Origin of the sequence: Mycobacterium sp. DL440 (assembly GCF_011745145.1) — a bacterium.
Taxonomy (GTDB): Bacteria; Actinomycetota; Actinomycetes; order Mycobacteriales; family Mycobacteriaceae; genus Mycobacterium.
In genome coordinates, this window is sequence record NZ_CP050191.1 from 3,592,185 (window position 1) to 3,613,271 (window position 21,087).

At 67.3% G+C, this 21,087-nt stretch carries 24 protein-coding genes; 13 read left to right on the top strand and 11 right to left on the bottom strand.

Translation table 11 applies throughout. The features are described from left to right. Positions 1 to 85 precede the first annotated feature (85 nt). Entirely contained in the window at positions 86 to 592 is a 507-nt protein-coding gene (locus tag HBE63_RS17275) for a general stress protein (protein ID WP_166905827.1), read from the bottom strand. A gap of 126 nt (positions 593 to 718) precedes the next feature. On the opposite strand from HBE63_RS17275, the gene HBE63_RS17280 reads away from it, so the two are divergent. Next, complete coding sequence (locus tag HBE63_RS17280) at positions 719 to 1,312, top strand: DUF4190 domain-containing protein (protein ID WP_166905828.1); 594 nt, start codon at positions 719 to 721, stop codon at positions 1,310 to 1,312. 41 nt (positions 1,313 to 1,353) lie between these two features. On the opposite strand, the gene HBE63_RS17285 is transcribed toward HBE63_RS17280, so the two are convergent. Continuing rightward, on the bottom strand, positions 1,354 to 2,319 hold the full coding sequence (locus HBE63_RS17285) for a CoA ester lyase (RefSeq protein ID WP_166905829.1): 966 nt from the start codon (positions 2,317 to 2,319) through the stop codon (positions 1,354 to 1,356). 25 nt (positions 2,320 to 2,344) lie between these two features. Here HBE63_RS17285 and HBE63_RS17290 point away from each other — a divergent pair, with 25 nt between their 5' ends. From HBE63_RS17290 to HBE63_RS17305, 4 genes are all read left to right on the top strand, one after another. Beyond that, positions 2,345 to 3,631: a magnesium transporter MgtE N-terminal domain-containing protein gene (locus tag HBE63_RS17290; RefSeq protein ID WP_166905830.1), complete on the top strand. Its 1,287-nt coding sequence runs from the start codon at positions 2,345 to 2,347 to the stop codon at positions 3,629 to 3,631. Next, a complete protein-coding gene (locus HBE63_RS17295) occupies positions 3,628 to 4,173 on the top strand; it encodes a DUF1003 domain-containing protein (protein WP_166905831.1) in 546 nt (181 codons plus the stop codon). The genes HBE63_RS17290 and HBE63_RS17295 overlap by 4 nt, the downstream gene beginning before the upstream one ends. Before the next feature lie 146 nt (positions 4,174 to 4,319). Beyond that, entirely contained in the window at positions 4,320 to 5,618 is a 1,299-nt protein-coding gene (locus HBE63_RS17300) for a lytic transglycosylase domain-containing protein (RefSeq protein WP_166909916.1), read from the top strand. Between the two features lie 49 nt (positions 5,619 to 5,667). Further along, complete coding sequence (locus HBE63_RS17305; RefSeq protein ID WP_166905832.1) at positions 5,668 to 6,810, top strand: Mrp/NBP35 family ATP-binding protein; 1,143 nt, start codon at positions 5,668 to 5,670, stop codon at positions 6,808 to 6,810. A gap of 4 nt (positions 6,811 to 6,814) precedes the next feature. Here HBE63_RS17305 and tatB read toward each other — a convergent pair whose 3' ends face one another. From tatB to sigE, 4 genes are all read right to left on the bottom strand, one after another. Next, the gene (gene tatB / locus HBE63_RS17310; protein WP_166905833.1) at positions 6,815 to 7,219 is read right to left on the bottom strand and encodes a Sec-independent protein translocase protein TatB; all 405 of its coding nucleotides are present in this window, start codon (positions 7,217 to 7,219) and stop codon (positions 6,815 to 6,817) included. Positions 7,220 to 7,221: 2 nt separating this feature from the next. Beyond that, positions 7,222 to 8,718 (bottom strand): S1C family serine protease, encoded by a 1,497-nt coding sequence (locus tag HBE63_RS17315; protein ID WP_166905834.1) that lies wholly within the window; start codon positions 8,716 to 8,718, stop codon positions 7,222 to 7,224. 78 nt (positions 8,719 to 8,796) lie between these two features. Then, a complete protein-coding gene (gene rseA, locus HBE63_RS17320) occupies positions 8,797 to 9,195 on the bottom strand; it encodes an anti-sigma E factor RseA (protein WP_166905835.1) in 399 nt (132 codons plus the stop codon). A gap of 77 nt (positions 9,196 to 9,272) precedes the next feature. Further along, the gene (gene sigE / locus HBE63_RS17325; RefSeq protein WP_166905836.1) at positions 9,273 to 10,052 is read right to left on the bottom strand and encodes an RNA polymerase sigma factor SigE; all 780 of its coding nucleotides are present in this window, start codon (positions 10,050 to 10,052) and stop codon (positions 9,273 to 9,275) included. Positions 10,053 to 10,226: 174 nt separating this feature from the next. On the opposite strand from sigE, the gene HBE63_RS17330 reads away from it, so the two are divergent. The 5 genes from HBE63_RS17330 to HBE63_RS17350 all read left to right on the top strand — a co-directional run bounded on the left by HBE63_RS17330 (position 10,227) and on the right by HBE63_RS17350 (position 14,887). Continuing rightward, complete coding sequence (locus HBE63_RS17330; RefSeq protein ID WP_166905837.1) at positions 10,227 to 10,871, top strand: O-methyltransferase; 645 nt, start codon at positions 10,227 to 10,229, stop codon at positions 10,869 to 10,871. Between the two features lie 150 nt (positions 10,872 to 11,021). Further along, positions 11,022 to 11,687, top strand: a complete 666-nt coding sequence (locus HBE63_RS17335) for a TetR/AcrR family transcriptional regulator (protein WP_166905838.1) — start codon at positions 11,022 to 11,024, stop codon at positions 11,685 to 11,687. Then, positions 11,684 to 12,577 (top strand): ABC transporter ATP-binding protein, encoded by an 894-nt coding sequence (locus HBE63_RS17340; protein ID WP_166905839.1) that lies wholly within the window; start codon positions 11,684 to 11,686, stop codon positions 12,575 to 12,577. Before HBE63_RS17335 ends, HBE63_RS17340 begins: the two co-directional genes overlap by 4 nt. A gap of 14 nt (positions 12,578 to 12,591) precedes the next feature. Continuing rightward, positions 12,592 to 14,193: an ABC transporter permease gene (locus tag HBE63_RS17345; RefSeq protein ID WP_166909918.1), complete on the top strand. Its 1,602-nt coding sequence runs from the start codon at positions 12,592 to 12,594 to the stop codon at positions 14,191 to 14,193. Positions 14,194 to 14,212: 19 nt separating this feature from the next. Then, on the top strand, positions 14,213 to 14,887 hold the full coding sequence (locus HBE63_RS17350; protein WP_166905840.1) for an isoprenylcysteine carboxylmethyltransferase family protein: 675 nt from the start codon (positions 14,213 to 14,215) through the stop codon (positions 14,885 to 14,887). On the opposite strand, the gene HBE63_RS17355 is transcribed toward HBE63_RS17350, so the two are convergent. Then, entirely contained in the window at positions 14,875 to 15,444 is a 570-nt protein-coding gene (locus tag HBE63_RS17355) for a TetR/AcrR family transcriptional regulator (RefSeq protein ID WP_166905841.1), read from the bottom strand. The genes HBE63_RS17350 and HBE63_RS17355 overlap by 13 nt on opposite strands. Positions 15,445 to 15,570: 126 nt before the next feature. Here HBE63_RS17355 and HBE63_RS17360 point away from each other — a divergent pair, with 126 nt between their 5' ends. Both HBE63_RS17360 and HBE63_RS17365 read left to right on the top strand, forming a co-directional pair. After that, positions 15,571 to 16,425, top strand: a complete 855-nt coding sequence (locus HBE63_RS17360; protein WP_166905842.1) for a lysophospholipid acyltransferase family protein — start codon at positions 15,571 to 15,573, stop codon at positions 16,423 to 16,425. 46 nt (positions 16,426 to 16,471) lie between these two features. Further along, positions 16,472 to 17,116, top strand: coding sequence for a DUF4126 domain-containing protein (locus tag HBE63_RS17365; RefSeq protein ID WP_166905843.1), 645 nt, complete (start codon positions 16,472 to 16,474; stop codon positions 17,114 to 17,116). A gap of 23 nt (positions 17,117 to 17,139) precedes the next feature. On the opposite strand, the gene glgC is transcribed toward HBE63_RS17365, so the two are convergent. Beyond that, on the bottom strand, positions 17,140 to 18,354 hold the full coding sequence (gene glgC / locus HBE63_RS17370) for a glucose-1-phosphate adenylyltransferase (RefSeq protein WP_166905844.1): 1,215 nt from the start codon (positions 18,352 to 18,354) through the stop codon (positions 17,140 to 17,142). 100 nt (positions 18,355 to 18,454) lie between these two features. Here glgC and glgA point away from each other — a divergent pair, with 100 nt between their 5' ends. Next, positions 18,455 to 19,618, top strand: a complete 1,164-nt coding sequence (gene glgA / locus HBE63_RS17375; RefSeq protein ID WP_166905845.1) for a glycogen synthase — start codon at positions 18,455 to 18,457, stop codon at positions 19,616 to 19,618. Positions 19,619 to 19,638: 20 nt separating this feature from the next. On the opposite strand, the gene HBE63_RS17380 is transcribed toward glgA, so the two are convergent. The 3 genes from HBE63_RS17380 to HBE63_RS17390 all read right to left on the bottom strand — a co-directional run bounded on the left by HBE63_RS17380 (position 19,639) and on the right by HBE63_RS17390 (position 20,987). Next, the gene (locus HBE63_RS17380; protein WP_003885506.1) at positions 19,639 to 19,806 is read right to left on the bottom strand and encodes a DUF3117 domain-containing protein; all 168 of its coding nucleotides are present in this window, start codon (positions 19,804 to 19,806) and stop codon (positions 19,639 to 19,641) included. A 183-nt stretch (positions 19,807 to 19,989) separates the two neighbouring features. Beyond that, entirely contained in the window at positions 19,990 to 20,619 is a 630-nt protein-coding gene (locus tag HBE63_RS17385; protein ID WP_166905846.1) for a DNA-3-methyladenine glycosylase I, read from the bottom strand. Then, on the bottom strand, positions 20,616 to 20,987 hold the full coding sequence (locus HBE63_RS17390) for a DivIVA domain-containing protein (RefSeq protein ID WP_166905847.1): 372 nt from the start codon (positions 20,985 to 20,987) through the stop codon (positions 20,616 to 20,618). Before HBE63_RS17390 ends, HBE63_RS17385 begins: the two co-directional genes overlap by 4 nt. Positions 20,988 to 21,087: the final 100 nt, after the last annotated feature.

The window sequence follows — 21,087 nt, forward strand, 5'->3', positions numbered from 1 at the left end:
GATGTCCAACAGTTTGGGCGCGCCGCGTCACAATCGTGACCTGCGGACATTTGCCACCGCGATGGGTGCGGGCCAGCGCGTCGAGTCAGATCGTCAAGCGCGCCAGCAGATTTCGACCCTGCTCGGCACCCTGCGGGTCGCACAGGACGTCGTAGCGGCCGGCGACCAGCTGCATCGTCGAACTGAAATCTCTTGTGCCCCGAGCCATCGCATACGGGATCGCCGAGGTGATCAAGCCGAAGAAGACACCCGCGATCAGGCCGGTGAGCAGCGCACTCCACGGGTTGGGGCTGAAGAAACCGAGGATCAACCCGATGAAGAGGCCGAGCCAGGCGCCGGACAGCACACCACCACCGAGCACCTTGGGCCAGCTCAGCCGGCCGGTGACCCGCTCGACCTGCATGAGATCCACCCCGACGATCGTCACCTGCTGCACCGGAAATTGTTGGTCGGACAGGTAGTCGACCGCACGCTGGGCCTCCGCGTACGTCGGGTAGGACCCGATCGGCCAGCCTTTGGGCGGTGTCGGCAACGCACCACGCGCAGTAGGCGCGGCGCCCGGTGTCTGACCGGACTGAAATGGGCTCGTCATCGAACTTCACTCTCCTCCGCACCGCCTGCCCGGCGGCGGCTCTCGTTACAGCAACGCCCTCACACCGGAATTGGTGCCGGCGTCACGCCCCCGTGGCGTCATTTTGCGTGCGCTAGGTTGATCAGCATGACAAACGCGGACGGCAACGCGGGCGAAACGCCGCCATCCGACCCCGGTTCCCAGCCGGCCGAACCGTTGTCCAGCGGCTACGAAGCACCTTCGATCGAGCACTCCCAGGATCGGCCGGATACCGGCGAGGCGCAACCGTCATACGGCGCACCCTATCCGCCGGCGATCGACTACCCCGCCGACATTCCGTACGACTATCCGCCGCCGCAAGGTCTGCCGCCGGCGTTCCCGGGTGCCTCCAGCTATCCCCCGCCGCCGCCCGGATACCCGCCGCCACCGGGTTACGGCATGTCCGGGTACCCGGGATATCCCGGTGGTTACGGGATGCCACCGTCGAACCCCACCAACAGCTTGGCGATCGGATCGCTCGTCGCCTCGATCCTGTCGCTGCCGCTGTTCGCCATGTGCGCGATCGGAATGCTTTCCGCGTTCATCGGCATCGGCCTCGGGATCGGCGCGCTCAACCAGATCAAGCGGAACCCACAGCCGGGTCACGGCCTCGCTGTCGCCGGCATCATCGTCGGCGCGGTCGGGGTCATCCTCAACGGACTGGTGATTCTGTTCTTCCTGATCGGCGTGTTCTCCACGTAAGCGACCGCACCGAATTGCCGTGCGGCACCACACGACCCGAGTCAGCTCGGCGGGCGGAACCGTTCGGCCTGCCGCGTCATTCCCGCCGCGCGGCCCTTGCCCGCGATCACCAGTGCCATCTTGCGGCTGGCCTCGTCGATCATCTCGTCCCCCAGCATCACCGCTCCCCTGGACCCACCGGCGTGCGAGGTGTGCCACTCGTAGGCGTCCAGGATCAACTCTGCGTGATCGTAATCGGCTTGGCGCGGGCTGAAGATCTCGTTGCCCGCCTCGATCTGGTCGGGATGCAGCACCCATTTGCCGTCGTAGCCCAGTGCGGCCGAGCGTCCGGCCACCCGGCGGAACCCGTCCACATCGCGCACCTTGACGTACGGCCCGTCGATCGCGTTGATGCCGCGACTGCGCGCGGCGATCAGGATGCGCATCAGTACGTGGTGATGGGCGTCGCCGATGTCATACCCGTCGGGCTGCCCGCCGACCTCCAGGGTGCGCATGTTGAGGCTGGCCGCCATGTCCCCGGGCCCGAGCACCAGCGCCTGCACCCGTGGTCCGGCTGCGATCGCGTCGACATTGGTCAGTCCCTGCGCGTTCTCGATCTGTGCCTCGATGCCGATCCGACCGGGTTCCAGGCCGTGGGTGCTCTCCAGTTGCGACAACAGCAGATCGAGTGCCTGGACATGTGCCACCTCGGTCACCTTGGGCAACACGATGAGGTCGATGGACGCCCCGGCTGAAGCCACAGTGGACACCACCTCGATCACGTCGGCGTAGGTCCACGGTGTGGTCCAGTCATTGACCCGCACCCCACGCAGCTGCCCTGCCCAGCCGTCGTCGGCCAACGCCGCCGCGACCTGTGTGCGGGCCGATGCCTTGGCCTCGGGGGCAACCGCGTCCTCAAGGTCGAGGAACACCTCGTCAGCAGGCAGACTTCTGGCCTTCTCGATCATCTTCGGGCTGCTACCCGGAACCGAGAGGCACGTTCTGCGGGGTCGATACGTGTTCTCCACGACCACAGTCTCTACCCTTTGACTCATGGCGGCGGTGAACAGGGTCTACGCGGCGCGGCTTGCAGGGATGGTGGTGCTGGGCCCCGACGGGGAGTCCATCGGCCGTGTCCGCGATGTGGTGATCAGCATCAGCATCGTCCGCCAGCAACCGCGAGTTCTCGGCCTGGTGGTCGAATTGCTCACCCGACGAAGGATTTTCGTTCCGATCCTGCGGGTCACCGCGATCGAGCCCGGCTCGGTGACGCTGGCCACCGGCAGCGTGTCGCTGCGCCGCTTCGCCCAACGACCCGGCGAGGTGCTGGTTCTGGGCCAGGTGCTGGAAACCCGGGTGCGTGTCGACGATCCCGATCTGGAGCAGCTCGCCGGAATCGACGTCGTGGTAGTCGATCTGGGTATCGAGCAGACCCGGACCCGCGACTGGGTGGTGACCCGGGTGGCGGTGCGCCCTCAACGACGCCTGGGGCGGCGCACCAACATCCACGTCGTGGAGTGGCAGAACGTGCACGGACTCACCCCGTCCGGTCTGGCGATGCCCGACCAGGGCGTGGCCTCGCTACTCGAGCAGTTCGAGGGACAACGACCGATCGAGGTGGCCGAGGCCCTGCGCGAGCTGCCGGTCAAGCGGCGCTACGAGTTGTACCGGGCGTTCGACGACGAGCGACTGGCCGACGTGTTGCAGGAGCTGCCCGAGGACGAGCAGGCCGCGGTGCTGCGCCAGCTGAACACCGAGCGCGCTGCCGACGTCCTGGAGGCAATGGACCCCGACGACGCCGCCGACGTGCTGGGGTCGATGACGCCGGCCGACGCCGAGACCTTGCTGCGCAAGATGGACCCCGAGGATTCCGAGGATGTGCGACGGCTCCTGGCCCACTCGCCGGACACCGCGGGCGGGCTGATGACCAGTGAGCCGGTGGTACTGGCGCCGGATACCACCGTCGCGGAGGCGCTGGCACGGATCCGCGACCCCGACCTCACCCCGGCGCTGGCGTCGATGGTCTTCGTCACGCGGCCCCCCAGCGCCACCCCGACCGGGCAGTACCTGGGTTGCGTCCACCTGCAGCGGTTGCTGCGCGAACCGCCCGCGGCACTGGTCAGCGGCATCGCCGACACCGATCTGCCAAGCCTGAGCCCGGCCGACTCCCTGGCCTCGGTGACCCGCTATTTCGCCGCGTACAACCTGGTGTGCGGCCCGGTGGTCGATGAGGAGAACCACCTGCTGGGCGCGGTGTCGGTCGACGACGTGCTCGACCACATGCTGCCCGACGACTGGCGTGAACGCGACGAGCCCGAGCTCCCGGCGGCGAGCTCATGAGCGAATCGACGGCGCGCCAGCGGCTGGACACTCCCCGCGGCACGCGCGGTTTCGGGCTGCACGTCGACGTGGAGGCAGTCGGCCGGGTCGGAGAGACGGTCGCCCGGTTCCTGGGCACCGGCCGGTATCTGGCGATCCAGACGATCATCGTGCTGGTTTGGATCGCCCTCAACATCGGCGTCTTTGCATTCCAGTGGGATCCGTACCCGTTCATCCTGCTCAACCTGGCCTTTTCCACCCAGGCCGCGTATGCCGCCCCCCTGATCCTGCTGGCCCAGAACCGGCAGGAGAACCGGGACCGGGTCTCGCTCGAGGAGGACCGGCGCCGGGCGGAGCAGACCAAGGCCGATACCGAGTACCTGGCCCGCGAGCTGGCATCGCTGCGGCTGGCGGTGGGCGAGGTCGTCACCCGCGATTACCTGCGCCGCGAGTTGGAAGAACTGCGTGACCTGCTCACCGAACTCACCTTGCCGGCCGATACCGACCGGGCGAACGCGAGCAAAGCCGACGGGGCTGAGCGCCGGTACAAACGCGGTGGTTGATCTCGCTGTCAACCATTGTCGTAACAACGGAAACCGCGACTATGTATGGTGACTTGGTTCACAACATGGTATTTGGCCAAAGCTGACCGAAGGACGGGTAAGTGCGCGTAGGGGGAGGAGCGGTGATCGCAACCGCTCGGCGCCGTATGAGCCAGCTCGTGCGCTCGCCCGCGCTCGGCGTGGCCGTCCTGGCTCCCATCGTGCTGGTCGCCGGTGCCGGGTCTTCCGCCTCGGGCGTCGACGTGTCCAACACCGCGATCACGCCGCTGGCAGCCGTGGAACCCCAGATCGACCGCTCGGGACCGGCAGTGGTCGCCGCGGCCAGGCCCCCGACGAACTTCCGGATCAAGTCGATGAACACCATCTCGGCTCCCCCGCCGGCTTTTGTCGTCAATAGCCCTGGCGCCCTTGGCATTCCGGGAACGTCGCTGAAGGCGTACCGCAATGCCGAACGGATGATGGCCGCTGCCTACCCCGGCTGCGGTATCAGCTGGAATCTGCTGGCCGGTATCGGACGGATCGAGTCGGGGCACGCCAACGGCGGCGCCACCGACGCCCGCGGCACCGCGGTGCGCCCGATCTACGGCCCTGCTCTCGACGGCACCCTGCCGGGCAACGAGGTCATCATCCAGAGCGCCCAGGCCGGACGGGTCTCCTATGTCCGGGCCATGGGCCCGATGCAGTTCCTGCCCGGAACCTGGGCCAGGTACGCCTCCGATGGTGATGGCGACGGCAAGGCCGATGTGCAGAACGTGTTCGATTCAGCGCTCGCGGCCGCCCGCTACCTGTGTAGTGGCGGGCTCAACCTGCGGGACCAGTCCCAGGTCATGACGGCCATCCTCCGGTACAACAACTCCGTGGCCTACGCCCAAAACGTGCTGGGCTGGGCCGCGGCATACGCCACGGGTGTGGTGCCGGTAGACCTGCCTGAGATCACCGGGTCCATTCCCCCGATCGGCGATTCCCATCTGGACCATGCCGAAGGCCTCGGCCCCGGCCTGCCGGCTGATGCCACCGGGCTGCCCGCGGGCGATCCACTGGCCCTGATCCCGCTGCTCAACCGCAACGAGACCGGCACCCAGAACGTCCCCGGCTTCGCGCCGGGCCAGGTGCTCGGCCCGCTGCCGGGTCCGGCGCAGGCCATCCCGTCGGAGACGCCGGCCGCCCCGCCGCCGTGGGTCCCGCCGTGGGAGCAACCGCGCCAGCCTGCGTGCGTGGTGTTCTGCCTGGGTGAGCAGAGCCCCCCGCCGGCTCCGGCTCCGCCGCTGGGACCGCCCCCTGCCCCTGGACCTGGACCTGGACCTGGACCTGGACCGCAGCAGGCTCCGCCGCCGGGACCCGTGCCCGCCGCCCCGGTTGGCCCGCCGATCGAGGCCGCGCCTGCGGCTCCGGCGCTTGGGCCGATGCCCGGCCCCGCCCCGGGACCAGCCCCAGGTCCGGCCTGACGCTGGCCTGAATCCAGCTCGCGGCGCCTTCGCCGTAGACTCGGCGGTGATGTCCGAATCTGCCACTGAGCTGCAATCCGCGGTTCGCGCCGCGCTGGCCAAGGTGATCGACCCCGAATTGCGGCGGCCGATCACCGAACTCGGCATGGTCAAGAACATCTCGATCGAGGCCGACCACGGCGTACATGTCGAGATCTACCTGACCACCGCGGCCTGCCCGAAGAAGACCGAGATCGCCGACCTCGTCACGGCCGCGGCCACCGACGTGCCCGGCACGGGCGCCGTCAAGGTGAGCCTGGATGTGATGAGCGACGAGCAGCGCGCCGAACTGCGCAAGCTGCTGCGTGGCGATTCCCGTGAACCGGTGATCCCGTTCGCCCAACCCAACTCGCTCACCCGGGTCTACGCCGTGGCCTCCGGCAAGGGCGGCGTGGGCAAATCCAGTGTGACCGTCAACCTGGCTGCCGCGATGGCCGCCCGCGGCCTGTCCGTCGGCCTGTTGGACGCCGATATCTACGGCCATTCGGTGCCGCGCATGATGGGCACCAGCGACCGGCCCACACAGGTCGACTCAATGATCCTGCCGCCCATCGCCCACGACGTGAAGGTCATCTCGATCGCCATGTTCACGCAGGGCAACACGCCTGTCGTGTGGCGCGGGCCGATGCTGCACCGTGCGTTGCAACAGTTCCTGGCCGACGTGTACTGGGGCGATCTGGACGTGCTGCTGCTCGACCTGCCACCAGGCACCGGCGATATCGCCATCTCGGTGGCCCAGTTGATCCCAGGTGCCGAAATCCTGGTGGTGACCACTCCGCAGATGGCTGCCGCCGAGGTGGCCGAGCGTGCCGGCGCGATCGCCCTGCAGACCCGTCAGCGCATCGCGGGTGTGGTGGAGAACATGTCCGGCCTGCAGATGCCCGACGGCTCGGTCATGCAGCTGTTCGGTGAGGGCGGGGGCCGTCAGGTCGCCGACTCGCTGACCCGCTCGGTTGGCGCCGAGGTGCCGCTGCTGGGCCAGGTCCCGTTGGACCCGGCCCTGGTGGCGGCCGGTGACACCGGCGTACCGCTGGTGTTGTCGGCGCCCGAATCAGCGGCAGGCGCCGAGCTGCGCAAGATCGCCGAGGGATTGTCGGCCCGCAAGCGCGGCCTGGCCGGGATGTCGCTGGGGCTGGATACGGCGCGGCGCTAGGACCCTAGGTGGCGTCAGGGTCGAACGTCGGGCCGGCCGACTTGTCTGCCGGCGTGGCCTCGATCTCGCTGGCGGGCTTGTCGCCCGGCACGGAGGGCTGCTGATTCTTGCGGTCGTCGAAGGCGCCGGTCAAAAACGAATCGTCGCCGTCGAGCAGATGCTTGGTGATCGCTGCCCGCGGGGTCATGCCGCGGAGCTTCTGCAGCTCGGCGAGAGGTTGCCGGAGATCGTCGAATTCCGGGCCCAGGTCCTCACGCAACTGGCTGGTGGCACCGCTGACGTAATCGCGTGCCTGCTTCAGGGCGCCGGAGGTCCACCGGATGGCACCGGGCAGGCGCTCCGGCCCCAGGATCACCAAACCGGCGATCACCAGGACCAGCATCTCCCCCCACCCGATGTTCGCGAACATCGCTACTGCGCTTTTTGATCGTCGCCGATCGGCGTGACCATGAACGTCATCGGCCGACCATCGCGGAGCACCTCGATCGGCGATTCCTGCCCGATCTTGAGCTGACGCACCGCGACGACCATCTCATCGGCGTCGGCGACCTTGCGGTCCCCGACCTTGACCACCACGTCGTTCTCCAGGATGCCGGCCTTGTCGGCGGGGCCTCCGGCGTTGACGTTGCGGACCTGCGCGCCCGAGGCCACACTGTTGCTCACTGTCACGGCGCTGAGCAGCAAAGTCGGATGCGCGACCTTGCCCTCCTTGATCAAGGCTTCCACCGTCGCCTTGACCTCGTTCACCGGGATTGCGAAGCCGAGCCCACTGGCGCTGTCCGACAAGGACTTTCCGGCCGTATTGATGCCGATCACCTCAGCGGACATGTTGATCAGCGGGCCACCGGAGTTGCCGTGGTTGATCGAGGCATCGGTCTGTACCCCGTCGATCACGGTGTCGGTGTCAGAGCCCTCGCCCGAGAGCGGAACCGGCCTGTGCAACGCGCTGATGATGCCGTGGGTGACGGTACTGCGCAGGCCGAGTGGGGCACCGGCGGCGATGACTTCCTCGCCGACGCGCAACTTCTCGGAGTCGCCCAACCGCGCCACCACGAGGTTGTCGACGTTGTCGACCTTGAGCACGGCCAGATCGGTCTTGGGGTCGCGGCCGACCAGGTTGGCCGGCACTTCCTTGCCGTCGTTGAACACCACGGTGATCTGGTAGTCGGCGGGCTTGCTGGCGGCATCGGAAATCACGTGGTTGTTGGTGACGACGTAGCCCTTGCCGTCGACCACGACGCCGGAGCCCTGCGAGCCCTCGGTCTTGCTCTTGGCCTCGATGGTGACAACCGAATCCTCGACCGCCGAGGCGACTGTGGCGAACCGGCCTGCGTCCGGGGATGGCAGGCCGCCCGTCTCGAGCGTCACCTTCGAGGTGGTGAAGGCCTGCACGGTGCCTGCGGTCTTCTGTCCGACCCAGCCGCCGATCGCGCCGACCACGAGCGTGATGAGGAGCAACACGACGAGCGCGATCCACGACACCCGGCCACCGAACAGCACCTCGCGGGCGCCCAGCTTGCCGATCGGGGCCGGTACGACCACCGGCGCGGCCGGCGCCTGTGCGGGTGTGCCCAGTGCCGGGATGGCGCCCGGGTTGCGCCAGGGATCGTCGATGTCGTCGTCACCTGCGGTCCGCTCGGCCTCCAGTGCGCCGGCATCGGTGGGATGACGCTGCAGTGAGTCACCGTTGTCGGTGGGACGGCTGAACGCCTCGGCCAGCACGGGATCCGGCGGTAGGTCCTTGGGGGCGTACTCGCCCTGGTCCTCGTACTTCTCCGCACCGAGGAACGAGCCGTCGACACCGGCGGGCCGGCCGAACGTGCGCTGCGACAACTGGTCAACGGGTGGCCGCTCGACAGGGCGCGGTTCCAGACGGCCGCTCTCGTCGGACTGGTCCTGATTGGTCACCGGTGTATCACTCTCTATCGGAGCGCCTGCCCCAGCCAGATAGGCCGGCGCCGGTCACTGATCGCCTTGTGGTCCAGCCTACCGGCGCTTACGCCGACTCCGCGTCGGGTCATCAGCAAATTGAGGCTGTTCACCGACGTCAGCCGAGGGCTGCGGACTGTGGTGCGGTATCTGCGACAACAGTCCCAACAGGGAATTCGGAATGGCTATCGGGCAGGAGTCCCGCAATGCGGCCCGGGCCTGACCCTGGGCATCGACCTCGGCGGCGCAGTCCGGGCAAAGGGACAGGTGGTGCGCGGCGCGCAGGTGCGCGCTCATTCGCAGCTCGCCGTCGACGAAGGCCGCGATGGCCTCGGTCGACAGGTGCTCGGTCGAGCCGAACTGCCGAGGTGCGCCGACCGGCGCATCACTCTGCGAGGCGAACTGGGCAGGCAACCAGGAGAATGCCCGACGGAACACATGTCCCGGGTCGACCATCGCCCAGCTCCTCTCGCCACGACTAAACGTCCTGACCCGAATGTAGCGCGACCTGACGCGCTGAACACCAACCACCGCTAGGCGGATTTGGCGGTTTCCGGCGAGTGCTTCGCCAGGTACTCGCGCAAGGCTTGCCGACCCCGGTGAATGCGGCTGCGCACGGTGCCGAGCTTCACGCCCAGCGTGGCGCCGATTTCTTCGTAGGACAGACCCTCGATGTCGCACAGGACCACCGCGGCGCGGAACTCCGGCGCCAGCGAATCCAGGGCGGCCTGGAGATCGGCCCCCAACCGCGAGTCGTGGTAGATCTGCTCGGGGTTCGGGTCGTCGGCGGGCACCCGGTCGTAATCCTCGGGCAGCGCTTCCATGCGGATGCGGCCGCGGCGACGGACCATGTCCAGGAACAAGTTGGTGGTGATGCGGTGCAACCACCCCTCGAAGGTTCCCGGCTGGTAGTTCTGCACGGAGCGGAACACCCGGATGAAGGTTTCCTGGGTCAGGTCCTCAGCATCGTGCTGGTTGCCCGAAAGGCGGTAGGCCAGCCGATACACCCGGTCCGCGTGTTGGCGCACCAGCTCGTCCCACGACGGCATGGCGGCCTGGTCGCCGGTGGCGTCGAAAACGGCGGTGCCGGTCAGCTCATCGGACGGCTCTACCCATTCGCCGGCGGTGAATTGCTCCAGATGGGCCATGGTCACCGGGGCGGCCTGGGCGGCGGGGTTCGAGGTAACAGCGTTCGCGCTCGTCGGATCCTCCTGATCACAGTTTTCACTCAACTCAACACGACTGATGACTTCGCTATTCCGATTGCTGTCCTGGTTGTGCTGGGCAGTGCGCCAGCGGGCGCCGTGTTCCATGCGGCTACCGTTCCTGATCCCGGTGTGGCAGGCATATGAGCAATCTGAACTTTCCCTGAGAAAGCCGACGATACGTCCGGTTACCTGCGCGCACCAGCGAATTTCCGCGGGTGATACCCACCACCCCCGGGCGTGTCGCGACGACGCCCCCGGCCTCTGGCCTACGCTGCGGGCATGGTCAGCTCCAACCCCGGTCGCGCCGAGGCGATCGTCACGCATGCCGAACGATCGATCTCCGAAGACGAGATCGTCGCGGCTGCGCGTGAGCGGGCCGAAGAACTCGGCGCGGGCGCGGTGACCCCTGCGGTAGGAGCATTGCTGAGCGTGCTCGCGCGGCTCACCGGGGGCAAGGCGGTGGTCGAGGTCGGCACCGGCGCCGGCGTCAGCGGGCTGTGGTTGTTGTCCGGCATGAGCGACGACGGTGTGCTGACCACGATCGACGTCGAACCCGAGCATCAGCGCATCGCCAAGCAGGGGTTCGGTGAGGCCGGAGTCGGCCCGGGGCGCACGCGGCTGATCAGCGGACGCGCCCAGGAGGTGCTGACCCGCCTGGCCGACGGGTCTTACGACCTGGTGTTCATCGACGCCGAACCCATCGACCAGCCGCAATTCGTGGCCGAAGGGGTGCGTCTCCTGCGTTCAGGCGGCGCGATCGTGCTGCACCGGGCCGCGCTGGGCGGCCGGGCCGGCGACGCCTCGGCGAACGATGCCGAGGTGAGCGCCGTGCGTGAAGCCGCGCGGCTGATCGCCGAGGACGAGCGGCTCACTCCGGTGTTGATCCCGTTGGGCGACGGCCTGCTGGCCGCCGCTCGCGACTGACTTTCCTCTGCCGAGCAGACACAAACCTGCCCAATTTCGCGTGAAAAAGGGCAGGTTTGTGTCTGCTCGCGGTCATTTCGCGATCTTTACGGATTCCTGATGGGCCACCCCCCTTGACGGAGCACTGAACGCGCGTTTAGCGTACTAAACATGCGTTCAGTCGATGATCGAACCGCAATGGCCCGGATCCGCGACGCCGCGATCGAGCAGTACGGGCAGGACGGATTCAGCGTGGGGCTTCGGACGATCGCCGAGGCCGCGGGCGTCAGCGCCGCATTGGTGATCCACCACTTCGGCTCCAAGGAAGGGCTCCGCAAGGCGTGCGATGCCCATGTGGCCGAGGTGGTGCGCGAGGCCAAGTCCGAGTCACTGCAGAACGGTGACCCCGCAAGCTGGATGGCCCAGATGTCCGAGATCGAATCCTATGCGCCGCTGATGGCTTACCTGGTCCGCAGCATGCAATCCGGCAGCGATCTGGCGAAGACGTTCTGGCGGACCATGGTCGACAACGCCGAACAGTACCTCGAGGAGGGCGTGCGGACCGGGGTGCTCAAACCCAGCCGCGACCCGAAAGCACGGGCGCGGTTCATGGCGATATGCAGTGGTGGCGGGTTTCTGCTGTACCTGCAGATGCACGACGACCCAACGGATCTGCGCCGGGTGCTGCGCGATTACGGCGAGGACATGATGCTGCCTGCCCTCGAGCTCTACACCGAGGGCCTGATGAACGACTCCACCATGTACGACGCGTTCCTGCGCCAGCGCGCACAAGGCATCCCGTCCAGTTCCACGTCCGACGCCAAGGAGCCAGCGTGAAGAACTCCGTCGAAATCCGCGGACTGTCAAAATCTTTCGGCCGCACCAAGGCGTTGGATGGCCTGAATCTGACCGTGTCCCCCGGCGACGTCGCGGGCTTCCTGGGGCCCAACGGAGCTGGTAAGTCCACCACCATCCGGGTGCTGCTGGGCCTGCTGCGCGCCGACGGGGGCACCGTGCGCCTCCTGGGCGGGGACCCGTGGCGCGACGCGGTCGCCCTGCACCGCCGCATCGCCTACGTCCCCGGCGATGTGACATTGTGGCCCAACCTGACCGGCATGCAGGCCATCGACTTCCTGTGCCGGCTGCGCGGCAACGGCGTCGACACCCGGCGACGTGACGAACTGATCGAACGGTTCGAACTCGACCCGCACAAAAAGGCCCGCACCTACTCCAAGGGCAACCGGCAGAAGGTCGCCATCGTCGCGGCGTTCAGCTGCCATTCCGAGCTCTACATTCTCGATGAACCCACCTCGGGCCTGGACCCGTTGATGGAACGCGCTTTTCAACAGTGTGTGGGCGAGGTGGCCGGCAGCGGAGCCGCAGTCCTGTTGTCCAGCCACATTCTGGCCGAGGTCGAAAAGCTCTGCGACAAAGTGACGATCATCCGGTCCGGACGCACGGTGCGTTCCGGCACCCTGGCCGAGTTGCGGCACCTGATGCGCACCAAGGTCACCGCACGCACCCGCTCGGACGGTCGGGCACTGCAGAACACCCCGTACGTACACGACTTCGCGAGCAACGACGGCACGGTGAGCTTCTCGGTGGACCGGGCCGACCTGGAGTTCACCTTGGAGCATCTGACCGACCTCGGCATCGACGATCTGACCGTCACACCGGCTTCTCTGGAGGACATGTTCCTGCGCGAGTACCAGGGGGCGACCCGGTGAACTCCACGATCGCCCTGGCCCGTCCCGCTGGTCCGGCCCGCACGACCGCGTCACCGTTGACCGGCATCGGCACCCTGCTGCGACTGGCGCTGCGCCGCGACCGGCTGCGGCTGAGCGTGTGGGTCGCCACGATCACCTTGATGATGGTGTACGCCCCCAACGCAATTCGCCTGGCGTACCCCGGCGAGGAACAACGCCTGGCCCGGGTCAATCTGCTCAAGACACCCGCCGGGATGATGCTTGGCGGCCCGATGTTCGGCGTCAACGAGACCGACCTCGGCGTGATGATGGCCAACGAACTGACCCTCACGCTGACCATCGCCACCTCGATCCTGGCCATTCTCACCGTGATTCGTCATACCCGCGCCGAGGAGGAGAACGGCAGCGCCGAGCTGGTGCTGTCCTCGGTGGTGGGCCGCTACGCACGGACCGCCGCAGCTCTGGCCCTGGTCGGCGGAGTCAACGCAGTGCTGGCGATCACGATGACACTGGCGATGGCCTCCACCGGCTTCACGATCGTCGACACCGCCGCCATGTCTCTGGGCATCACCGGGGTCGCGATGGTGTTCGGCGCGGTCGCCGCCGTCACCGCCCAACTCTGGCGTCAGTCCCGCACCGCGTCGGGCGCGGCGATGGCGACGCTGGCGGTCGCCGCGCTGGTCCGTGGGGCCGGTGACGTCATCGACAACTCCGGCAGCACCCTGAGCTGGTTCTCCCCCATCGCCTGGGCACAGCAGATGCGTCCGTTCGTCGATCTGCGCTGGTGGCCGTTCGGGTTGTTGGTCATTGTGGCGCTCGGATTGATGGCAGCGGCCGCCGTTCTGGAGAGCCGTCGCCAGTACGACGCAGGCACCATCGCATCCACGGGCGAGAAACCCGACGCCCCAGTCATCACCGGCCCGCTGCGGCTGCACCTGACGCTGCAGCGCGGCCAGACGATCGGCTGGGCGGTGGGACTGTTCGTGGCCGGGCTGGTGTTCGGCTCGATGACGAAAGCGCTGTTGGACGCGGCCAAGACCAACGAGTTGATCGCCAGGTTGCTGTCCACAACGGGTAATGACGGCATCTACACCACGATGACCCAGTTCCTCGCCGCGGCAGCCAGCGCGTACGTCGCATCGGTGGTGCTGCGGGTGTACACCGACGAGCAGAACGGGCTGGGCGAGCCGGTGCTGGCCGGTGCGGTGTCACGCTGGCGCTGGCTGCTCGGCGCGGTCGGCTGCGCGCTTACCGGGGCCGCGGCACTGATGTTCTGCGCCGGGCTCGGCAACGGCCTCGGTGCCGGGCTGACGCTCGGCGAGCCGGGTACGGTCATCCGCCTCACCCTGGCCGCACTGGCATATCTACCCGCACTGGCGGTGGTGGCCTCGATCGCGGCCCTTGCCGTGGCGCTGCGTTCGCCGTGGATCGCCTGGCTGGCAGTCACATTCGTGATCACCGCGTTGTACCTCGGGGCGCTGCTACGGCTCCCGCGCTGGCTGATCGAACTGTCCCCGGTGGGACAGACCACCGTGCCGAGCCAATTCCCCGCCACCGCACTGATGGTGATGCTCGTCGTCGCAACGGTTCTGGCGGCCGTCGCGGGCTGGATCTATCGCAACCGCGACGCGGTGTGAACCGAACAGGAGGCAGCTGATGAAACTCGCATTTCAGACCATCGCTTCGGGCGTGCTCGGCCTGGCGTTCTTCGCAGCCACGCTGTTCTGGCCGGCCGGCACGTTCCACTATTGGCAGGCCTGGGTTTTCATCGCCGTGTTCATGGCCACCACCATGATCCCGAGCATCTATCTCGCGGTCAGAGACCCCGCCGCCCTGCAACGACGCCTCCACGGTGGGCCGACCGCGGAAACGCGGATCGTGCAGAAGATCATCATCTGGGCGGTGGTGTTCGCGGCGTTCGGCTCGTTCGTTCTTAGCGCCCTCGACCACCGGTTCGGCTGGTCGAGCGTGCCGATTGCGGTGGTCGTGCTCGGCAACATCCTGGTGGCGGTCGGGCTCGTTCTCGCGCAAACGGTGGTCTTCCAGAACAGCTTCGCCGGCGCCAGCATCCGAGTGGAGGACGAACAACCACTCGTCTCGACAGGTCTGTACGGTCTGGTCCGTCACCCGATGTACTTCGGCGCGGTGCTGATGATGTTCGGCACTCCACTGGCGCTGGGTTCCTACTGGGCCCTGCTCGTATCCATCGCCTCGGTACCGATTTTCGGAGTCCGGATCGCCGACGAGGAGAAGATGCTGCGCACCGAACTCGACGGCTACGACGAGTACACCCGGAAGGTCCGCTACCGGCTGCTGCCCTACGTCTGGTGAGCCACGACCCGGGCGGCGGCTTCGACGGCGGCCGCCCGTCGTGAGGCCAGGACGACCGCGTCATCGGTGATCACGTCGGGATGCGGTAGGTGCGCCCAGGCCAGCCCGATGCCGAACAACAGCACGATCAGTTCGGCCGGGTCCCAGCCCGGGTCGACGTGGCCGCCGGCCTGCGCCGCCTCGATGGCCGCCACCGCCTGGGCCTGCGGAGGCGGGCCCTCGGTCCAGGGTTCGTCGAGAGTGAATCCCTCCAGTTGGGCCCAGCGGATCATGCGCAGATGCTCGGGCCGGCGATAGGCCAGGTCGTAGATGTCGCCGACGAATTCGGGGACGGCGTCCGGCCGGAGCGTGACCGATCGGAAGAACTCGGCCCCGTCGGCCGCGGACACCTCACGAAACAGGGTTTCCTTGTCCCCGAAGTGCGCGTAGAGCCGCTCCTTGCTGGCGTGTGCCGCCCGGGCGATCCGGTCGATCCGGGCCCCGGCCAGACCGTACTGGGCGAATTCGGCGCGCGCCGCCGCGAGAATCTCCCCGCGCAGTTCCGTCGTGCTTCTCACAGGTGAAGCATAACCAGACGAACTAGTTCGTTCGGTACGATGGTGGTCAACAGGTCCGAACATGTCGGGGACTCCGACCAGCCGGCGCCAGCCCAGCCCCCGCACGTACCCCAGAGGAGTCACGGCATGTCCGTCACGAAGATCGACGAGATCATGAATCCGCCCAGCCACGTCCACGCCCTGCGCCGCGCGGTGGAGACCGTCGCCGACGGGATCGATCCGCTCGTCAATCTCTACCGGCCCTACGTCGACGGTCTGGAGAATCTGCCCCGCGACGGACGATTTCTCCTGGTGGGCAATCACACCCAGTTCGGCACCGAGACCGTGTTGATCCCGTATGTGGTGCGCCGCGAGATCGGCATGCGGGTACGGCCCCTGACCGACCGCCGATTCGGTGACATGCCCGGGCCGATCTCCGCTGTGATGGCTGCCTGCGGGGCCGTCGTCGGATCACCCGAGGGCGCAACCGAACTGATGGAGCACGACGAGCCCGTCATGGTCTTTCCCGGCGGTGGCCGCGAGATCGGAAAGTTCAAGGGCGAGCAATACCAACTGCGATGGGAGGGCCGAGCGGGATTCGCCCGCGTCGCCATCGAACACGGCTACCCCATCGTGCCGGCCGCACTCGTCGGCGGCGACGACGTATACGTGGGCGTGACCACCCGTGACCACTGGCTGGGCCGGCTCAGTCAGACGGTCGGCGAGAAGCTCACCGGTCAGCGGGACATGGCCATCCCGCTGATCCGCGGTATCGGGCCCACCCTCATCCCGCGTCGGCAGCGCATGTACCTGCGCTTCGCCGAGCCGATCAGGACCACGAAACCGGCGCGGGCCTCGGACCCGAAATGGGTCGACACCGTCAAGCAACGTACCCAGGAATCGCTCGAACAGAGCCTCGACGAACTGCTGGCTGTCCGCCACGAGGACCCCTACCGCGAACTGAGCCCGCTGGCCTGGCGCAAGGCGGCCCAGAGCGGATAACGGCGAACTGCCGGGTACCCGGCCGAGTTCGCCGCATACTGCAGTAATGGAACTGTTGACCGGCTTCGGCCTGGCCACCGCGGCGGGGCTCAATGCCTACATCCCGTTGCTGGCTCTGGGCCTGCTGTCGCGCTTCACCCATCTGGTGTCATTGCCGGCGGGGTGGTCGTGGCTGGAGAACGGCTGGGTGATGGCGATCGTCGCGGTATTGCTGGTCGTCGAAGTGGTCGCCGACAAGATCCCTGCACTCGACTCCGTCAACGACACCATCCAGACCTTCGTCCGGCCCACCGCAGGCGGCATCGTCTTCGGGTCGGGCACCGCCTCGGCGACAGCCGCCGTCGCCGACCCGGGCGCATTCGCTCAGTCCGGCCAATGGATTCCGGTGGCGATCGGCGCGGTCACCGCACTCGTGGTGTCGCTGACCAAGTCAACGGTGCGTCCAGCCGCCAACGTCGCCACCGCCGGGGTCGCCGCCCCAGTGCTGTCCACTGTCGAGGACGTCACCAGCGTCGGCCTGGTCTTCGTGGCGATCCTGCTGCCGATACTGGTGCTCGTTGCACTACTGGCCCTGATCTGGGGCGCCTTCCGGCTCTGGCGGTGGCGCAGGCGACGGAGTGAGGCCAAGGTCGGCGTCAACGCACGCGGCAATGCCACGCGCCGACCCGCCGCGGTAGACCCCTGGGAGTGAACAGGGCCTGACGACGAGACCCGTCAGATCCACACACCCTTGCCGACGGCAACCACGCCGCCCGTACTGATCGCGAACCGCTCACGGTCCTTGTCGAGGTCCACGCCCACCATCTCGCCCGGGCCCACCACCACGTTCTTGTCCAGGATCGCGTGGCGCACCACGGCGCCGCGGCCGATCCGCACACCCGGCATCAGCACACTGCCCTCCACGATGGCGCCGTCATCGATCGCCACATTGGAGGACAACACCGAATTGCGTACGGACGCCGCGGAAACGATGCTTCCGGCGCCGACGACCGACTCTTGCGCCGAACCGCCGTTGACGAACTTGGCCGGAGCCAGCATCTCCATCTCCCCTCGGATCGGCCAGCGCTTGTTGTAGAGGTTGAACACCGGGTGCACCGACACCAGGTCCATGTGTGCGTCGTAGAAAGCGTCCAGGGTTCCGACGTCGCGCCAATAGCCGTGGTCGCGTTCGGTGGCCCCGGGTACCTCGTTGTTGTTGAAGTCGTAGACCGCCGCCATCCCGTCGGACACCAGTCGCGGAATGATGTCGCCGCCCATGTCGTGGTCGGAGTGGTCGTCGTCGGCATCCGCACGGATCGCGTCGATGAGCACCTTGGTGGTGAAGATGTAGTTGCCCATCGACACGAAGGTCTGCTCGGGATCGTCGGGCGTGCCCGGCGGGTCTGCGGGCTTCTCGACGAAATCCCTGATGCGCCCGGAGTCGTCGGCGTCGATGCAGCCGAACGCGGTGGCCTCCGCACGTGGCACCCGGATTCCGGCCACAGTGGCCCCGGCTCCGCTGTCGATGTGGAACCGCAGCATCTGCTCGGGATCCATGCGGTACACGTGGTCGGCACCGAAGATGATGATGTAGTCGGGATCTTCGTCGTAGATCAGGTTGAGCGACTGGTAGATCGCGTCCGCTGATCCGGTGTACCAACGCGGCCCGAGCCGCTGCTGGGCCGGCACCGGGGTGATGTACTCACCGGCCAGGCCCGACAGGCGCCAGTTCTGGCTGATGTGACGGTCCAGTGAATGCGACTTGTATTGCGTCAGAACGCAGATCCGTAGGTAGCGGGCGTTGACGAGGTTGGACAGCACGAAGTCGATCAGCCGATAGGCACCGCCGAAGGGAACTGCCGGCTTGGCGCGATCGACGGTCAACGGATACAGCCGTTTGCCCTCTCCCCCGGCCAGAACGATGCCCAGCACATGTGGCAACTCCCTCATGCGTCCAAACCTATCCGCCAACCAGCACCGCGGCCAGCCAATGGCAACAGAAGTCTGCGGCGCGTAGCTAGACCCGCCGAGACCAACTACCGTCTCGGATATGCGGGTGGCCATGATGACTCGGGAATATCCACCCGAGGTGTACGGCGGTGCCGGTGTGCATGTGACCGAACTCGTCGCACAGTTGCGTCAGCTTTGCGACGTCGACGTGCATTGCATGGGCGCCCCGCGGGACGGGGCGTTCGTCGCGCAGCCCGATCCCGCGCTGCGCGGTACCAACCCGGCCCTGTCGACGCTGTCCGCGGACCTCAACATGGTCAACTCGGCCGCGGCAGCCACGGTAGTGCACTCGCACACCTGGTATGCCGGGATGGCCGGGCACCTGACCGGGCTGCTCTACGGCATCCCCCACGTGCTGACCGCGCATTCCCTGGAGCCGCTGCGGCCGTGGAAGGCCGAGCAACTCGGCGGGGGCTATCGGGTGTCCTCATGGGTGGAGCGCACCGCGATCGAGGCCGCCGACGCGGTGATCGCCGTGAGTTCCGGCATGCGCGACGACGTGCTACGCACATATCGGGCACTCGACCCAAGCCGGGTCCACGTGGTGCGCAACGGAATCGACACCGACGTCTGGTACCCGACTCCGCCGGCCGACGCCGACTCTGTGCTCGCCGAACTCGGGGTCGACCTGAGTCGCCCGATCGTGGCGTTCGTCGGGCGCATCACCCGCCAGAAGGGCGTGGCCCACCTGGTGGCCGCGGCCCACCGGTTCAGCCCGGACGTGCAGCTGGTGTTGTGTGCCGGCGCCCCCGATACCCCCGAGATCGCCGCCGAGGTGTCCTCAGCGGTGGCCGAGCTGGCCCGGGCCCGCACCGGCGTGTTCTGGGTGCGCGAGATGCTGCCGATCAATAAGATCCGCGAAATACTCTCTGCTGCAACAGTTTTTGTATGTCCATCGGTGTACGAGCCGTTGGGCATCGTGAACCTGGAAGCGATGGCGTGTTCGACACCGGTGGTCGCTTCAGACGTCGGCGGTATCCCCGAGGTTGTCTCCGACCGCCAGACCGGGCTGCTCGTGCACTACGACGCCGGTGACCCGCGCTTCTTCGAGATGCGTCTGGCCGATGCGGTCAACTCACTCGTGGCCGAGCCGGAAACCGCCCGAAAGTACGGGGAGGCCGGACGTCAACGGTGCATCGCCGAATTCTCCTGGGCGCACATCGCTGAACAGACCCTGGAGATATACCGCAAGGTGTCCGCCTGAGCGGACACCTTGCGAGTCGATCAGCTGGTGACGGCCTTGAGCTCGTCGCCCAGCGCAGCGGCCTCGTCGGGAGTCAGTTCGACAACGAGGCGCCCACCGCCTTCCAGCGGTACTCGCATAACGATTCCTCGCCCCTCTTTGGTTGCTTCCAGTGGACCGTCACCAGTCCGGGGCTTCATCGCCGCCATCGAGTGCTCCCTCCAACAGTGCCGACCCGTTTCAGCGGGCCAGGTTGGGGCCGAAGCCGCCCACTCGTAGACGGCACCCGGCGTTGAACTGCTACTGAACTAGCCCTATTCTTCCTTATCCGCGGCGGCGGTTGTGCAAAGACCCGTCGGATACCGACCGAAGGCATGTTTTACCGGTCACACTTACTGCGCCGGGACCCAGCAGGCCGCGACATGGTCGTCGACCATCCCGGTGGCCTGCATCAACGCATATGCCGTGGTGGGGCCCACGAATTTGAAGCCTCGCCGCTTGAGTTCCTTGGCCATCGCGGTCGATTCCGGGGTCACCGCAGGCACTTGGGCCAGGTCAGCGGGTCGCGGCCGGGCCGGCGGGGCGAATGACCACAACAGCTCGCTCAAGTCGACGTCGAGCTCGGTGACGGCCCTGGCGTTGGCGATCGTTGCGACGATCTTGGCCCGGTTGCGCACGATGCCCGCGTCGGCCATCAACCGCTCGACGTCGTCGTCGGTGTACTTCGCGACCCTGGCCGCGTCGAACCCGTCGAACGCGGCCCGAAAATTCTCTCGCTTTCGCAGAATCGTCAGCCAGCTCAACCCGCTCTGGAAGGCCTCCAGGCTGATCCGCTCGAACAGCGCACCAGAATCCCGCAGCGGGTGGCCCCACTCGGTGTCGTGATAGTCGCGGTAGAGGGTGTCACCCGCGGCTGCGCTACTGGCTGAGACTGCCCAGCCGCAGCGGATGCGGCCATCGTCGGCGGTGCCGACAATCCGGTCATCGTCGGCGGTGCCGACAATCCCGCCATCGTCGGTCATGGCTCCTCCGAGGTGCGGACTTCGCCTGCGGTGGCCGACACTTCCTCATCGGCACCGTCGTCGAAGTCGTCGGGCACACCGTACGCAGCGCGCACCGCTGCCAGCTCCCCGCGCACCGCGTCGAGTTCGCGGCCCAGCCGATCCAGCACCCAGTCCACCTCACTGGTCTTGTATCCGCGGACGACCTGGGCGAACTTGAGCGCATCGACATCGGCACCGGTGACGCCCGAGGCCGGCAGGACAGTGGCGGTGGTGCCGCGAGGAAGCGGCGGCAACGTCTCACCGCGGCCGAAGATGACGCTGCCCAGCCCGAACAGCACCGTGGCCACCAGAACCAGCACCACTAGGTACAGCAGTATCAGTGTCACGCCCTCGATACTGCCTCACGCATGCGACACCTGGCGCAGTCGCACGTCGCCCTCCAGCGCCGAAACGGCATTCCGGCAGGCCTGTGCTCGAACTTTTCCT